The 15965-nt window shown below is 56.3% G+C and carries 12 protein-coding genes; 6 read left to right on the forward strand and 6 right to left on the reverse strand.

The genetic code is table 11. From position 1 onward, the window contains the following. The first annotated feature begins 266 nt into the window (after window positions 1–266). Window positions 267–1082: a TIM barrel protein gene (locus AAGR22_RS20660; protein ID WP_067700050.1), complete on the forward strand. Its 816-nt coding sequence runs from the start codon at window positions 267–269 to the stop codon at window positions 1080–1082. Between the two features lie 86 nt (window positions 1083–1168). Here the strand turns inward: AAGR22_RS20660 and AAGR22_RS20665 are convergent, their stop codons facing one another. After that, entirely contained in the window at window positions 1169–2389 is a 1221-nt protein-coding gene (locus AAGR22_RS20665) for an MFS transporter (RefSeq protein ID WP_345829357.1), read from the reverse strand. Window positions 2390–2679: 290 nt separating this feature from the next. Here AAGR22_RS20665 and AAGR22_RS20670 point away from each other — a divergent pair, with 290 nt between their 5' ends. Then, the gene (locus AAGR22_RS20670; protein WP_067700056.1) at window positions 2680–3729 is read left to right on the forward strand and encodes an AI-2E family transporter; all 1050 of its coding nucleotides are present in this window, start codon (window positions 2680–2682) and stop codon (window positions 3727–3729) included. 119 nt (window positions 3730–3848) lie between these two features. After that, window positions 3849–5036: a mannonate dehydratase gene (uxuA, locus tag AAGR22_RS20675; RefSeq protein ID WP_345829361.1), complete on the forward strand. Its 1188-nt coding sequence runs from the start codon at window positions 3849–3851 to the stop codon at window positions 5034–5036. Between the two features lie 99 nt (window positions 5037–5135). Here the strand turns inward: uxuA and AAGR22_RS20680 are convergent, their stop codons facing one another. Continuing rightward, window positions 5136–6086 (reverse strand): ABC transporter substrate-binding protein, encoded by a 951-nt coding sequence (locus AAGR22_RS20680; RefSeq protein ID WP_345829362.1) that lies wholly within the window; start codon window positions 6084–6086, stop codon window positions 5136–5138. Between the two features lie 17 nt (window positions 6087–6103). Next, entirely contained in the window at window positions 6104–6874 is a 771-nt protein-coding gene (locus AAGR22_RS20685) for a class II aldolase/adducin family protein (protein WP_345829364.1), read from the reverse strand. 231 nt (window positions 6875–7105) lie between these two features. On the opposite strand from AAGR22_RS20685, the gene AAGR22_RS20690 reads away from it, so the two are divergent. Beyond that, window positions 7106–8683: an EAL domain-containing protein gene (locus tag AAGR22_RS20690; protein WP_345829366.1), complete on the forward strand. Its 1578-nt coding sequence runs from the start codon at window positions 7106–7108 to the stop codon at window positions 8681–8683. A 263-nt stretch (window positions 8684–8946) separates the two neighbouring features. Continuing rightward, complete coding sequence (gene proP, locus AAGR22_RS20695; protein WP_067700071.1) at window positions 8947–10452, forward strand: glycine betaine/L-proline transporter ProP; 1506 nt, start codon at window positions 8947–8949, stop codon at window positions 10450–10452. A gap of 89 nt (window positions 10453–10541) precedes the next feature. Here the strand turns inward: proP and AAGR22_RS20700 are convergent, their stop codons facing one another. From AAGR22_RS20700 to AAGR22_RS20710, 3 genes are all read right to left on the reverse strand, one after another. Then, the gene (locus AAGR22_RS20700; protein WP_345829369.1) at window positions 10542–11636 is read right to left on the reverse strand and encodes an ABC transporter substrate-binding protein; all 1095 of its coding nucleotides are present in this window, start codon (window positions 11634–11636) and stop codon (window positions 10542–10544) included. Between the two features lie 19 nt (window positions 11637–11655). Then, window positions 11656–13731: a TonB-dependent siderophore receptor gene (locus AAGR22_RS20705; RefSeq protein ID WP_345829371.1), complete on the reverse strand. Its 2076-nt coding sequence runs from the start codon at window positions 13729–13731 to the stop codon at window positions 11656–11658. Between the two features lie 149 nt (window positions 13732–13880). Continuing rightward, window positions 13881–14786, reverse strand: a complete 906-nt coding sequence (locus AAGR22_RS20710) for a LysR family transcriptional regulator (RefSeq protein WP_345829373.1) — start codon at window positions 14784–14786, stop codon at window positions 13881–13883. Window positions 14787–14931: 145 nt separating this feature from the next. Here AAGR22_RS20710 and hpxD point away from each other — a divergent pair, with 145 nt between their 5' ends. After that, a complete protein-coding gene (hpxD, locus tag AAGR22_RS20715) occupies window positions 14932–15960 on the forward strand; it encodes a molybdenum cofactor-independent xanthine hydroxylase subunit HpxD (protein ID WP_067700083.1) in 1029 nt (342 codons plus the stop codon). Window positions 15961–15965 lie beyond the last annotated feature (5 nt).

Genomic DNA, 15965 nt, shown 5'->3' on the forward strand with positions numbered 1-15965 from the left:
TAAGGAATTATCTTAAGTTTTAGGGGAGTTAGCGGCCAGATGGAGACAACATAATCAGCCTCTTCGGCAAGCCATACTCTGGGCTTTTTACTCCCTTTCAACCGGCCAGAGGCGAAAATTTGAGAGGGCGATCTAAAAATTTAAATTTCAATATTCACCATTCGTGAAATAAATGTTCTCTTATGCCCATCTAAGGTGACTGACCGTCAGAAATCAGGCTCGCAGGGATTCACCCTACTCTCTTTACATTTAGCAGGAGTTGCAAAATGGCCATCGAATCATCCCGTTTCTGTGTAAACCGTAAAATCGCCCCTAACCTGGGGATAGAGGCATTTTTTAAAATGGTCCACGGTCTTGGCCTGACCAAAGTTGAACTGCGCAATGATATGCGCGGCGGTAAGGTAACGGATCATCTGAGCTATGCCGAAGTCAGCGCGCTGGCGCAGCGTTATGGCCTGGAGATTGTCACCATCAACGCCGTTTATCCCTTTAACCAGCCTGACGATGCGCTGTTAGCGAAAACTGAAGGCCTGCTGAAAGACGCCAGGGGCGTGGGGGCAAAGGCACTGGTACTCTGTCCATTGAACGACGGGACGCAGGTTAGTCCTGAAGAAACCGTCAGCGCATTGCAGAAGCTGGCGCCGCTTTTTGAGAAATATGGCATCGAAGGGCTGGTTGAGCCGCTGGGCTTCCCCATCAGCTCTCTGCGTTCTGCCGTGCAGACGCAGGCGCTAATTCGCGACGCGCGCGTTCCTTTTAAACTGCTGCTGGATACCTTCCATCATCATCTGTACGAAAAGGCGGAAGAAGAGTTTGAGAGCGGTATTGATATTGCTGGTATCGGGCTTGTTCACCTCTCCGGCGTGGAGGATGACCGTCCGACCAGTGAACTGACGGACGAAGAACGCATTATGCTTAGCGAGGGCGACCTGCTGAAGAGTGTGTCTCAGGTACGTCGCCTGGAAGCCATGGGATATAAAGGCATCTACGCGTTTGAACCCTTCTCAACGGCAATGGAAAACTGGAGCGAAGCAGACATCGTGCGTGAGATCCAACAGAGCATGGCGCTGCTTCAGGGCTAAACACCCTAATACGAGAGCGGCTGGCCTGTTAGCTTGCCTGGTGGCTGAGTACCGCTTCTGGTCAGAACAGGGGAAAAGGCGCTAGCCTATTCCCCTTCGATACACTCCTCACTTTTACTCTGCGACTGACGTTTTAGCCTCCAGGTTAGCAGCATGCCCAGACAAACCAGCAGTCCACTTAGCAAGTAGATAACCGGTATGCCCAGATAGCTCATCACGAATCCGGCAAGCGGGCCGGTTACGCCCAGAGACAAATCCATAAAGGCAGTGTAGGTTGCTAATGCACTGCCCTGATTCTGGGGTGGTACGGCTTTAACCGCCACTACGCCCACGGCAGGAAACACCAGTGAGAACCCGGCTCCGGTGAGTAAAGCACCCAGCTTTGCCACCCAGGGTTCGGCTGAACCCCAGACAAGGAATAATCCTGCCGCCTCAACGGCAAAACACACCAGCGCCACGACCAGTCCACCGTGGCGGTTGATAGCGTTAGGAAACAGCAGTCGCGTCCCCACAAACGCGGCGCTAAACAGCGTCAGCGCCCAGGCGGCACCGTCCCACCCCTTATCCTGGTAGAACAGCGTAATAAAAGTGGCTATTACCCCGAATCCCGCCGACCCCAGCGCAAGAATAAAACCGTAGCCCCAAAGCCGCCCCAGCACCGCCCGAAAAGGCAGCTGCTTGCCCCTGCTGCTTTTCACGCTCGCTCGCGGCAGCGCAAGCACAATCGCCACAAAGGCGATAACAGCGATCACCGAGGCCAGCAGCAGCAGGCCGCCCCAGCGATAGATTGCCACGCCCAACGGCGCACCCACCGCCATAGCCCCGTAGGTGAAAATACCATTCCAGGAGATCACTCGCCCAATATGCAGCGAGCCAACCACGCTGACCCCCCATAGCGTTGAGCCAGTCCCGGCGAAGCTTTGTCCAACCCCCAGAATCACTCTGCCAACGCATAACAGGAGCAGGCTCAGAATGGGGATCCCTGCGCCCAGCGCCGCCAGCAGACTGAAAATTCCGCTCAGAAAGCAGCCGCAAAGCCCGATGATGACCACTCTTTTAGCGCCCCACCGATCGGCGAAGCGTCCGGAATAAGGCCGGCTGATTAGCGTGGAAAAATATTGCAGGCTGACAACCAGTCCTGCCCAGAAAGGGCTGTAGCCCATGACATCATGTACATAGCCGGGCAAAACGGCCAGCGGCAACCCGATGGTCAGATAGCTGGCAAAGTTGAACATCACGACGGAGATAATACGCAGATTCAGGCGAAAAGCGTTAGGGGCCGCCTCCGCTCCGGGTTGTTCAGGCATGGAAAGCGATACCCTTTCAGGAAAAGCACAAGGTTGCACTATACCTGGTTTTAACGGCGAAGATCACTCCTCTATCTGTTGCTCCCCCTAAACCAGGCTTTAAGGAGTCAGCAACCAGCCTCAAAGGGGCCAGCGTAAGTCAGAAAAAGAGCCTGACTGACGCGAAAAGGCCACTGCCGATACACATTAACGGTCAATAAACGTGCTAAGTACTGCGAACTTTCTTAAATTCAGCAAGTTAGCCGGTAAAGGCGCTAAGCTTTGTATCAATATTATTGCCCGGAGAAGCCATGAGCGAGCTGCAGCAGGAGAAGATAGGGCAGAATATGCTGCTGAAAATGGCCATGCTGGTCGTCATTCTGGCCGGGATCAAAGCGGCCTCAGAAATTTTGGTACCCTTTCTGCTGGCACTGTTTCTGGCGATAGTGCTGAATCCGCTGGTGACGATACTGATGCGGCGCGGGGTCCGACGCGGCCTGGCGATTACGCTGGTGACGCTGGCCATGCTGGTTATTATTGCACTGCTGGTGGCAATGATTGCCGGTTCAATCAATGATTTCAGCGATATTTACCCGCAGATCCGCAGTCAGATGGCGCAAAAACTCGCTATCCTGCAGCATTTTGCCGCACCCTTTCATATTAATCTCTCTACCGACCGCATTATTGAACGTCTCGATCCCAGCTCGATGATGAATCTGGCCGGTACCCTGCTAAGTCAATTTTCCGGTGCAATGACCGGGACCGTGCTGCTGTTTATGACGGTCGTTTTTATGCTGTTTGAAGTTCATCATCTGCCCTATAAGCTGCGTTTCGCCCTGGTTAACCCGAAAATTCGCATTGCCGGCCTGCATAAGGCACTGAAAGGCGTGACGCACTATCTGGCGCTGAAAACGTTACTTAGCCTGATAACGGGTATTGCGGTCTGGCTGGTGCTGCTGCTGCTGGGCATCAAGTTTGCGCTGCTGTGGGGCGTGGTGGCTTTTGTGCTCAACTTTATTCCTAATATCGGTCCGGTGATTGCCGGTATCCCCCCTCTGCTTCAGGCTTTATTGCTTAACACGCCTTTTGACGCCGCACTGGTCGCCGCACTGTTTACCGTTATTCATATGGTGCTGGGCAATATGCTGGAACCGCGGATTATGGGGAAAGGCCTGGGACTCTCCAGCCTGGTGGTGTTCCTGTCGCTGATATTTTGGGGCTGGCTGCTGGGGCCGATCGGTATGCTGCTGTCGGTTCCGCTGACCTGCGTCTGTAAAATCCTGATGGAAACGACGCCAGGCGGCAGCAAGCTGGCGATTTTACTTGGCAACGGCAGGCCTCGTACCGTCCGCCTGAAGTAACCCTTCAGGCGCTTCTTACCTGCCCACTGCGATCGTCATCACGGCATCCTTTGCCGTTGCGCTTTATGCTGTGTTTAGCGGCTTTCTGCCTTAACTCTTCGATGATACAGGAGCTGAACATGGAACATACGTGGCGCTGGTATGGCCCGAACGACCCCGTTTCGCTGGATGATGCACGGCAGGCTGGCGCCACCGGCATTGTGACGGCCTTGCACCATATTCCCAACGGCGATGTCTGGCCCGTAGAGGAGATCAAAGCCCGCCAGGCGCTGCTGGCAGAGAAAAACCTGGTGTGGTCAGTGGTGGAAAGCATCCCTGTTCATGAGTCGATCAAAACGCATCGCGGCGATTACCCGCGTTTTATCGCTAACTATCAGCAATCTCTGCGAAATCTGGGCAACTGTGGGATAGATACCGTCTGCTACAACTTTATGCCGGTGCTGGACTGGACGCGGACCGACCTCGCCTGGCCACTGCCGTGCGGGGCCAAAGCGCTGCGCTTCGATGATACGGCCTTTGCCGCATTTGAGTTGCACATACTCAAACGCCCCGGTGCCGTGCAGGATTACGATCCGCAGGAACGGGAGCAGGCTGCTCGCTACTTCGCCGCGATGACCCCTGACGATGTGGAAACGCTAACCCGCAATATCATTGCCGGTCTGCCGGGTGCGGAAGAGGGCTATACGCTGGTGCAGTTTCAGGCGCAGCTTGCGCAGTATGAGGGGATCGATAAAGCCAAACTGCGTGAGCACATGGCAGAATTTCTGCGGGCGATTGTGCCGGTCGCGGAAGCTTCAGGCATCAGGCTGGCGGTGCATCCGGACGATCCACCGCGATCGCTGCTCGGCCTGCCGCGCATCGTTTCTACCCAGGAAGATCTCCAGTGGCTAAAGGAGGCGGTAGACAGCCGTCATAACGGCTTCACCTTCTGTACCGGATCGCTTGGGGTTCGGGCTGATAACGATCTGATCAACATGGCCGCGACCTTTGCCGATCGGATCCATTTCGCGCATTTACGTTCCACGCAGCGCGAAGACAACCCGAAAAGCTTTCATGAGGCCGCACACCTCGGTGGCGACGTGGACATGGTGGGCGTGGTTAAGGCTATTCTGGCCGAGGAGCAGCGCCGTCGTCGGGAGGGTGATAGCCGCCCTATTCCCATGCGGCCCGACCACGGGCATCAAATGCTGGACGACCTGCATAAAAAAACCAACCCCGGCTATTCTGCCATTGGTCGGCTTAAAGGACTGGCAGAGGTTCGCGGCGTTGAGGTTGCGCTTCAACAACTCTTTTACAGCGATAGCTAACGCGTACCCTGAACCGGTTGCCATGATCACTCACCGCTCCGGTCTACCCCTGAGGATGACCGGACCGGGCCGCCCGATCAACGATAAAAAAACCGCAATTCACTGTGGCCGGGCCTCAAAGACGCTGGTATCGGTGATCGCCTGTACGTCCACCTTCTGCGGCAGGATCGCCAGCGAAGAGAACAGATCGGAGACGCCCTGTACTTTCTTAATATCCTCTGCGGAGACCGGCCTGATGCCGTGAGAAATCCGCGCCGTGATGGGTGCCGACGCCTGCGGTGAAAGACGGGTAAGCGCAGCATAAACCTGATTATAGTCGTCGGGATGCGCAATTCCCCAGGCCCGCGCCTTCGCCAGTCGGCGGGCAAAGTCGGCAATAGCCAGCCGCTTAAGGGGATCTTTTAGTGAGCTGTCGGTGGCGGTCACAAATGACAGTGCGGTCGTCAGCCCTTTACTGTCGCGAAGCAGGCGTGCGCCGTGCTGTTCGGCGATGCCCAGATAGGGATCGAAGGTGGCCCAGGCCGCAATCTGACCGGAGTTAAACGCCGCGCTGGCGTCAACGGGCAGGACAAAGCGAACCGGGACCGCCTCTCTTTTGATGCCCGCCTCCTGCAACGCGCCATAGAGCAGATGCTGCGAAATGCTGCCGCGCGCCGAGGAAACGACAACGGTTTTCCCTGCCAGATCCCTCACGCTGTGGACCGGAGAATCGGCCGGGACAATCAGCCCGTTAGATCCCGCATCTCCCTCGTTGGTTGCGATGATTTTAAGATCTACCCCGCCAGCGGCAGCCATCAGTACCGGCAGGTCTCCGGCGTAAGAGGTATCAACCGCCCCCGCCCGCTGCGCTTCAAAGAGCGGTGCGGCGCCCTGAAAATTGGCCCAGCGATAGTGATAAGACGCACCTTTCATCGCGCCGGATGCCTCCACCAGCGAACGCAAATTGCGGGCCTGATCGCCCAGCACCAGCGTGACGCCGGAGAGATCCTCTGCCGCGCTGGCAGTAACGGAAACGCAGAGCAGTAAAGCCGTCAATAGCGATTTATACATGGTGTCTCTTCCCCCTGTCAGAGTGCGTTTCGCTGTAGCTGACGGACGTAAGCATCCCAGTGCAGGAGATACTTTTTGTTTCTGATGCCATTATCAAACGCCAGCGCGGCCTTTTCCGCTACCGCATCCGGGATAATACTCAGCGCAGCCCCGCCGGACTGTGCGGCTATTTGCGCAACGCACGCCCGCTCCAGATAGTAGAGATTGTAAAACGCTTCCTCCAAATCCCGGCCACAGGTCAGCAGACCGTGATTACGCAGGATCAGCGCGTTGAGATCGCCCAAATCGGCCACGATGCGCTGCTGCTCATCGAGATCCAACGCAATCCCTTCATAATCGTGATAGGCAAGACGGCGGTGAAAGCGCGTGCTGTGCTGGGAGATCATCAACAGCCCCTGCTGCTGAGCCGCTACGCCTATGCCCGCCGCAGTATGGGTGTGCAGGACGGCGTGGGTTTCCGGGCGGGCGCGATGAATCGCACTGTGGATCACATAACCCGCAGGATTGATCCCCAACCCGGTAGGATCGTCGATAATTTCGCCATCAATATCAATTTTGACCAGCGTTTCAGGCGTAATCTCATCAAAGGTCTGGCCGTAAGCGTTGATCAGGAAATGCGGGAGTTCACCCGGTACGCGCAGGGAGAAGTGAGTATAAATATGATCCGTCCAGCGCAATTTTGCCGCCAGGCGATAGCACTGCGCCAGTTTAACGCGTGCTCGCCACTCCGCATCGGAAATACGGGCTCGCAGACCCGTTGCCGCATTCAGTTCGGTAACCTCTGCCATTTATTTTTCTCCTGACCTGTTAAACGCGGACGGGCCGCGGACAGGGCATCCTGGCACAGGAGAAAATACCGGGGAAATAATGAATATGACAATAAACTGCATAATATTGACTAAGGAATATGCACAAAGCTTATTTTTCCACTGCCCGCCAATATTTATCTGTCGGCACAGCGGACATGCTATTTTACCGCCAACCGTGCGTATAAAATTGGGTGAAAACAGGAAGACGATATGGACTCTCTTTTATTAAAGGGACGTGAACGTAAGGGACTTTACCTGACACTGGCGGGCCTGCTGCCTTTGCTGCTCTGTCTTGTTTTTACCGGTATCGAAGCCACGCAGATTATCCAGCGCCAGCAGGCCGTCACCGCCGAAATGCTGTTAAACCAGTCCGAGGCCATCAGCGATCATGCCTGGAAGATGATTGCCCAGCTACAGCAGTTCTCCGGAAAACCCTGTGAAGAGATTAACGATCGGCTCCAGCGCTTTTCGGCTATCTACCCCTATTTCCGCTCCGTAGGCACTATCCAGCACGATACCATCACCTGCTCCTCCGCATTCGGCAGCAAGCAGGGCAATATTACAATCCTGCTTCAGCGTCCGCCGCCTGAAAACCGGAGGACTTCCTGGGTCCTCTCTCTGGCGGGCACCTATAGCGTCAGGGATCGTCCGGCAGTGATCTTTGTCCGCGACGGGCCGGAGGGCTCCAGCAGCTTTGCCCTGGTCGATGGCCAGTACCTTCACGATTTTATGAACGCAGTAGGTAAAAGCCATGGCTACCGTATCGCCATTCAGTTCGGCGGCGGATTTCGCATTACGCGCGGCAACATCCCCAGCGCGGGCGAGGGGTTTATTCACGCCAACACCTATACCGCGACCTCCAAACGTTACCCTATCGTCGTTAGTGTGACCTCGCCGCCTGCGGATACCGCCTATACCTGGCGACAGGGACTGTATACCTTCCTGCCGATGGCGCTCATCCTGTCGCTCCTGCTCATGACGGTGACCAGCAACTGGCTTAAACGGCGGCTCTCCTACGGCGACCTGATCCGCCGCGCCATTGCGCGTGACGAGTTCTCCGTTAATTACCAGCCGCTGTTTAATCTTGAAACCAACCGCTACGGCGGGGCGGAAGCATTGATGCGCTGGCAGCTGCCGGATGGCCGCTGGGCAAAGCCGGACCGCTTTATCAGCGCCGCAGAGTCAGAGGGGATGATTGTGCCGCTAACGCGGCATCTGCTGACGCTGATTATCAGAGATGTCCAGCAATGGCACGTACCGCCTGGATTCCACCTTGGGATCAACGTAGCGGCTGAACATCTTCAGCACCCCGATTTTGTGCAGGATATCCGTGGCTTTGCCGCGCAGCTTGCTGCCCAAAAGCTGAATATCACTTTGGAACTGACCGAGCGGAGCCTGATCTCCGATGGCGATGACGTGGTGAAGAAGCTGCACCAGCTGCGTGCGGAAGGCATTCATATCGCGATTGATGACTTCGGCACCGGGCACTGTGCGCTGAGCTATCTCCAGACCTTTCCGCTGGACTACCTCAAGGTGGATCGCGGCTTTGTTAACGCCATCGAGTTTGCCGGGGGTGAAGCGCCGATTCTGGATGCGATTATTAATCTTAGCCAGAAGCTGGGGCTTAAAATTGTCGCAGAAGGCGTCGAAACGCCGGTCCAGCTCGACTACCTTAAAGCACGCGGCGTTATCCATATTCAGGGCTATCTCTTTGCTCACCCTATGACCAGCAGTGCGCTGATGGCGTGGTTGCAGAGCACAAACCCAGCCCCGCCTTATCCGCTATAAATCTGACCGCGTTCGGGACGATCTCACGGGCCGATTATGTGGTTAAGCCGCGTGGGATCCCGTCAGAAATTATGTTACGCGACCAGAAAACGATATACTGATAACAGAAAAGGGCGGGTTGATAGACGATTCCACCCGCCGCTTTTCACTTTCTGCCTGGCTATAGACCACAGATAATTTGTACCCTGAACCGCTGTAATTCGTTCATTTCAGACGGTTTATGGGAGAATTCTAACTGGGAAACAGACTATTACAGGGGTTTTATGAAGCTACGTAGGAAGCGTGTTAAGCCAATGGGCTTAAAAGACGTAACGATCATTGATGATGCCAGGTTACGCAAGGCTATTACCGCCGCCTCGCTGGGTAACGCGATGGAGTGGTTCGACTTTGGGGTATACGGATTTGTCGCCTTTGCGCTGGGTCAGGTGTTCTTCCCCGGCGCCGATCCGGGCGTGCAGATGATTGCCGCACTGGCGACCTTCTCGGTACCTTTTCTTATCCGTCCACTGGGTGGGCTGTTTTTTGGCAGGCTGGGTGACAAATATGGCCGCCAGAAGATCCTTTCCATTACCATCATTATTATGTCGGTCAGTACCTTCTGTATTGGCCTGATCCCCTCCCATGCCTCCATCGGCATCTGGGCGCCTATTCTGCTGCTGCTGTGTAAAATGGCTCAGGGCTTTTCCGTCGGGGGCGAATACACCGGTGCATCCATTTTCGTTGCCGAATACTCCCCGGACCGCAAGCGCGGCTTTATGGGCAGCTGGCTGGACTTCGGCTCAATTGTAGGATTTGTGCTGGGTGCCGGCCTCGTCGTGCTGATATCAACGGTTATTGGCGAAGCAAGGTTTCTGGAGTGGGGCTGGCGCGTGCCGTTCTTCGTCGCCCTGCCGCTGGGTCTTGTCGGGCTTTACCTGCGTAGCGCGCTGGAAGAAACACCGGCCTTCCAGCAGCACGTTGAAAAGCTTGAGCAGGGCGATCGTGAAGGGCTGGCTGACGGTCCTAAAGTTTCGTTTAAAGAGATTGCGACCAAACACTGGAAAAGCCTGCTGGCCTGTATCGGTCTGGTGCTTTCGACCAACGTCACCTATTACATGCTGCTGACGTACATGCCAAGCTACCTCACCCACAATCTTCACTACTCTGAAGATCACGGGGTGCTGATCATCATTGCCATTATGATTGGTATGCTGTTTATTCAACCGATTATGGGCCTGATGAGCGATAAATTTGGTCGTCGTCCCTTCGTGATCATCGGTAGTATCGCCCTGCTGTGTCTGTCCATTCCCTGCTTTATGCTGATTAACAGCAATGTGATGCCGCTGATTTTTGCCGGTCTGCTGATTCTGGCGGTGGTGCTTAACTGCTTTACCGGGGTGATGGCCTCGTCGCTGCCCGCGATGTTCCCTACCCACATCCGTTACAGCGCCTTAGCCAGTGCCTTTAACATCTCTATTCTGGTGGCGGGTCTGACGCCAACGCTGGCCGCCTGGCTGGTTGAAGCGACCAACAACCTCTATATGCCTGCCTATTATCTGATGATTGTTGCCATCGTGGGCCTGGTAACCGGTATCATGATGAAAGAGACGGCCAATATGCCACTGCGCGGTGCCACGCCAGCGGCCTCAGATATGGCCGAGGCAAAAGAGCTGTTGCAGGAGCATCACGATAACATCGAGACTAAAATCGGTGATATCAGCGAGCAGATTGCCGAGCTGGAAGAGAAGCGTAAGCACCTGATCAACCAGCATCCGAATATCAACGAGTAATCCACGCCGAAGCGCAATAAGCGCTTAACACAGACTGCACCCCAAAGGTTGGCTTGCCAACTGAGTAAGGTGCGGTTTTTTTTGGTCTGTTACTGCGCGGTCGTCCAGTAGGTTCCGGTCTGCGGCACCGTCAGAAAGTCACGGTTCATTTCATCCAGGGTTCGCTGCGGATCCAGATCGCTAAACAGCTGGGGATGGAAGAATTTCGCGAAGATCTCTACATCCAGCAGATGCCAGGGACTCATATAGAAATTGTGCCACACCGCCAGCGTCCTGCCACTGCGCACCGCCGACAGCTGGGAGACGACGGGATCGCGGCTCAGCACCTGACGAAAACTTGCCCTTGCCTGCCCGGCGCTAACGTCAGGGCCAAGCTGCAGCTGATTCTTCTGTCCCGGCCCCGCCATGCCGGTGGCCAGCCAGAGCGTCGGATTGGCCGTAACGATCGCCTCCGGGCTGAGCTGCCCGAAGACGCTGGCAAACCGCCCTGCCGCAATGTTATTTCCCCCGGCATAGGTGATGAGATCGGCCAGATTGCCGTGGCTGACCGTGGTACAGCAGGTTTCCCGCCGTCCGATATGCAGCTGTAACATAACGCCGGGCCGTTCTGGCTCCGCCTGATCCAACCTCTGCCTGATCTGCTGCATATGCTGCTGGTAAAAAGCAATAAAGCGCCCGGCCTTTGCGCTGTCATTAAGGGCCTGGCCGAGGATCTTCAGGCTGGGGACGGTATTGGCGAGCTGGTCAACGCGCGTATCAATATAAATAACCGGGATACCCGCACGGGTCAGCTGAGCCTGAACGTCGTCGTGATTGCTCCCTTTTTTGGCGTATACCGGCAGAATGACCAGATCTGGCTTCAGGGCGATCGCCTTTTCCACGCTGATCTGACCGTAATTCGCCTGACCAATCACCGGGATGGCGTTAATCTCCGGAAAGGCAGCGGTGTACCGCGCCCAGTTCTGGCTGTCCAGCTTTTTCAGGTCTCCGGGCCAGCCCACCACCCGCTTCGCCGGATTGCCCTCCTCAACCAGCGCCAGGGTATAAATCATCCGACTTTCCCCCACAATAATTCGCTGGGGATCGTCAGGGATGACCACGCTGCGCTGCAAAATATCGGTAATGGTTTTGGCCTGGGCCAGGCTGCTGATCAGCATCAGCAGCAGAAATAAACGTTTTCTCATTGCGCCCTCCGGAAAGCGATCAGAAATCTACCGATGCCTGCACATATACCACTCTCGGCTCGCCCTCGATCACCCGCAGGTTACCCGCGCTGGACTCGTAGTAGTGTTTGTTTAACAGGTTGTTGATATTCAGCTTGAGCTGGGTATGTTTACCCACCAGCCTGCTGTCCCAGGCGATAAACGCATCGGCCACGGTATAGTCCGGCATAGTAAAGCTGTTCTCAGGATCGCCCGCCCGGCTGCCGACGTAGCGGCCACCGCCGCCCACGCGAAGTTCCCCCGGTAGCCAGGAGAAGCGCATGGCGTGGCTGAGATAAAGGCTGCCCATATTGCGCGGCGCGTTGACCAGGCGGTTACCGACGTTTTCAGGATTAACGCCGTCCTCAACAATCTCGGTTTTGTCGTAGCTGTAGGTGGCAATCAGGTTCCAGTCCTCTGCCAGCTCGCCGTTGACCTCAAGCTCTGCCCCGGTTGAGCGCGCTTTAGGAATGTCACGCGTCACGCCGTTGATAAACACCGACATATCCTTTTCATCAATCCGGTACAGCGCCAGCGTGGCAGACAGCGCAGGCATGGCCTGCCACTTCGCGCCGACTTCCCACGTCGTACCTTTCTCGGTCGAGGCGACATTGCCGTTATCGTCCGTCTGGGTCGAGGGGGTAAAAGAGCGGCTGTAGCTGCCGTAAAGCGAAACGTCAGGCAGCACTTTATAGACCAGCCCCATCTGCGGTAAGAAGGCATCGCCGCGATCGTTAAGGGTGGTGACCGGGTTGTCAACGCCATGGCTGGCCGTCTGGGTGTAGCGCTGGAGGCGTCCGCCCAGCACCGCAATCCACTTATCAGTGAGGTGAATGCTGTCCTTCGCAAAAAGGGAGCGGCTGTAGAGGTTGGTGCGAATGTTGCTGACGGAATCCGCATAGGTGCTGCTGTTCAGCACCGGCTCCTCACCATAGACCGGATCGTACATATTGAAGGTTTTAGAAACTTTGCCCCGGTACGAGCGGGCTTTGTAGGTTTCGTTCTGCTCATAGTCCACCCCCAGCATCAGATCGTGCTGCCTGTTCCACAGGGTGGGGCTGCCGCCGATATCCCAGGACAGATAAGTGGTCTGGTGGTTAAAGCCGCGGTTGGCGTCGGCGCGACGGGAAACAATGCCGGTGGTGGTGTTAATCGCCGTCGCTCTGACCTCGTTACTGTCATAGCGGCGCTGCATCCAGGCATAGTTGAGGTGGGTGTCCCAGGTATCATCCAGTGCCCAGGCGTAGTTGACGTTCAGCCGCTTATTTTTCCCCCACGCGTGGTTGGCGCTGTCATCCAGCCGCTGGTTATAGGGTACGTTGACCGGTTTCTTGTTGATAAACGCGGTGCCGCGATCGTAGGGCACGTCATATTTATATTCAACATAGCTGATATTGAACGACGCTTTTTCGCCGAACCAGCTGAGTGAGGGCGCGACTAGCGTATGTTCATTAACGCCGAAGTTGCGCCAGTAATCTTCGCGCTGGCGCTCGGCGATCAGCCGAAAGGCAAAGCCGTTTCCCAGCGGGCCGGTAACGTCCACCCCGCCGGTCCCCCCGCCAAAGCTGCTGGTTTCCCCGCTGACGTGCGTGTTCCACTCATACTGCGGTTTTTTACTGACCAGGTTGATTACCCCGCCCGGATTAAGAATACCGTAGAGCAGCGAAGCCGACCCTTTTAACACTTCGACGCGATCGATGGTGGCGTCCATCGACAGCCCCTGATTACTGCGTACGCCGTCAAGAAAAATGGAGCCGTCGGAGTTCGCGCCGAAGCCGCGCTTAACGAAGCCATCCTCGGTGCCGCCAAGGGTGTTCCCCTGAGTGACGCCGCTGACAAACTTAACCGCGTCGTTGACGCTTTTGACCTGATAGTCCCTGATGACCTGCGGGGTGACCACGCTAACGGACTGCGGCGTTTCACTGCGTGGTGCAGCCGTGCGGGTGGCAGTGGTGGCGCTATCTTCCGCGTAGCTGCCGGTCTGGCTGGCGGCATCGGCGGTAACGGTTAGCGTAGGATCTTTGTTTTCTTCCGCGACCGCGACTCCGCTGCAGGGCAGCGCAGTCAGCACGATCATACAGGAGGTCCCGGTGAGGCGATTAAAAGCAGAGCGAACCAATAAAAGTGATTTCATAAGATGAGTTACACAGGCGAACGTTATTTTTTGTTCGCGAATGGTAATCACTATCATTGGCATTATCAATTTAATTAACTGCGTGTATCCCCTCAAACTGCCATATTTTCAATCGCTGCGGCCATCTCTTTTATCGCCATCTGCGCCGCCCGGGAAAGCTGGCGTGAAGGGGCAATACAGAGAGCCAGCGTTAGCGGCCTGATATGCTTACCCTTCAGCGGAACAAAGCTGAGCTGACGATGCCTGACCTCCTCCAGCACGTCCAGCAGGCTGAGAACGCAGACGCTACCGCCTTGTTTGATGAGCGATTTTATCAGCCTGATATCATTGCAGACGATGGCATTTTCAGGCGCGAAGTTATGATAGCGATAGAGCGATCGGACCCGCTCATGCACCACCAGCGGTTCGCCAGGCAGAATATGCCTTTCGCCGCTCAGCTCGGCGGGGGAAAGCGCCTCGCGGTCTTTGAGTGGGTGGTCAGGCAGCATCACCACCCCCATCTCCAGCTCGGTAAAGGCAACCACCTCCAGCCCGCCCTGGCCCTGGGGATCGAGGATCAGCCCAAAATCAATTTCCGACTGCCGGATACGCTGGCTGATGGTCAGGCTGTCACCTACCGTCAGGTCCAGACTCAGCCCGCGGTGGGCTGATGCGATGTTCGCCAGGGCATCGGCCATGCAGCCTTCGTTAAGCGCCTGAATCATACCGATGCTCACATGCCCCCGCTTCAACCCTAAAATATCGTCAAAACGCTGGCGGGTGACGCGGAACTCCCGCTGCCAGCGCAGGATATTGTCATACAGCAGTTCCCCGGCGGTGGTCATCCTCAGCCCCTCGGGCAGGCGCTCGAAGAGCGGCGTACCAAAGGCGGCTTCCGCCTGGAGGATCTGTCGGTTGATCGCCGAAGCGGAAACGTGAAGTTTTTCCGCGGCCTTTCTGAGGCTGCCGCTTTTAGCCACTTCGGCAAAGTAGATAGCAAAGCGAGAAAATGGGCTCATAGCCGCTCCTGTAAACTTTTTTGCAACACCATAGTGAATATTTGCTGATGGATTGCAACACCCTTATCCGCACAGAATGAACTGACAATAACACCGTCAGCCAACGTCGCCGACATACTGTGAGCCACCGACAGGAAAATGCACTATGAACCCAACGCCTCCCGCACACTGTACGTTTGAGCCAGATGACTGGCTGCGCCTTGCCCGCCACTGGCATCCCGTCGCGCGCACCTGCGACGTCAGCGCCGCCCCGACCAAAGCGGTGCTGCTGGATGAGCAGCTGGTGCTTTACCGCGTGAAAGGCCAGGTTGTGGCGGCCAGGGACGTCTGCCCGCACCGTGGCGTGCCCCTGACGCTGGGTTTCAGTGACGAGGAGGGAATTATCTGCCCTTATCACGGGCTGCGCTTTGGTGAAAATGGCCGCTGTAATCGCATCCCGTCCAGCCCCGATCAGCCGATACCGGCCAAACTCAACCTCACCCCCTACGCGGTGGAAGAGCGTTACGGGCTGATCTGGGTCTGCCTGGCGCCCGAAGAGGGCAGCCCGGCCCCACTACCGGAGATGCCCCACTGGCTCGACGACGGTTTTCAGCAGATCACCTGCCCACCGTTCGACGTAGAGGGTTTTGCCGGGCGGCAGGTGGAGGGGTTTCTCGACGTGGCGCACTTTGCATGGATCCATACCGACACCTTTGCCGACCCCAACAATCAGGTGGTGCCAGCCTATAACCCGGTTGAAACGGCGCACGGTTTTACGGTCGATTACTGGAGCACGGTGGGTAACTATCCGGCCAGCTCCGACTTTCGCGCCCCGGAGGGGTTTAGCTGGCTGCGGCACTTTGAGATGCACCTGCCCTTCACCGCCACGCTGACCATCCATTTCCCTGGCGAAGCGCGGCTGGTGATTATGAACGCCGCCTCGCCGGTTTCGGCACGTAAAACGCGCATGTTTGCGCCGATCGCCCGCAATTTCGATCTGCATATTCCCGTTGAGGAGGTTCACGCCTTTAATCATCGCGTCTTTGAAGAGGACCGGCTGATGGTGGAAACGCAGCGTCCCGAGCGCCTGCCGCTCGACCTGACGCTTGAGGCCCATATTCCTGCCGATCGCAGCTCCATTGCCTACCGTCGTGGGCTGAAAAAGATGGGGTTTGGTGAATTCTTTCTGGTCTGAGGGGA

The organism is Erwinia sp. HDF1-3R (genome assembly GCF_039621855.1).
Taxonomy (GTDB): domain Bacteria; phylum Pseudomonadota; class Gammaproteobacteria; order Enterobacterales; family Enterobacteriaceae; genus Erwinia.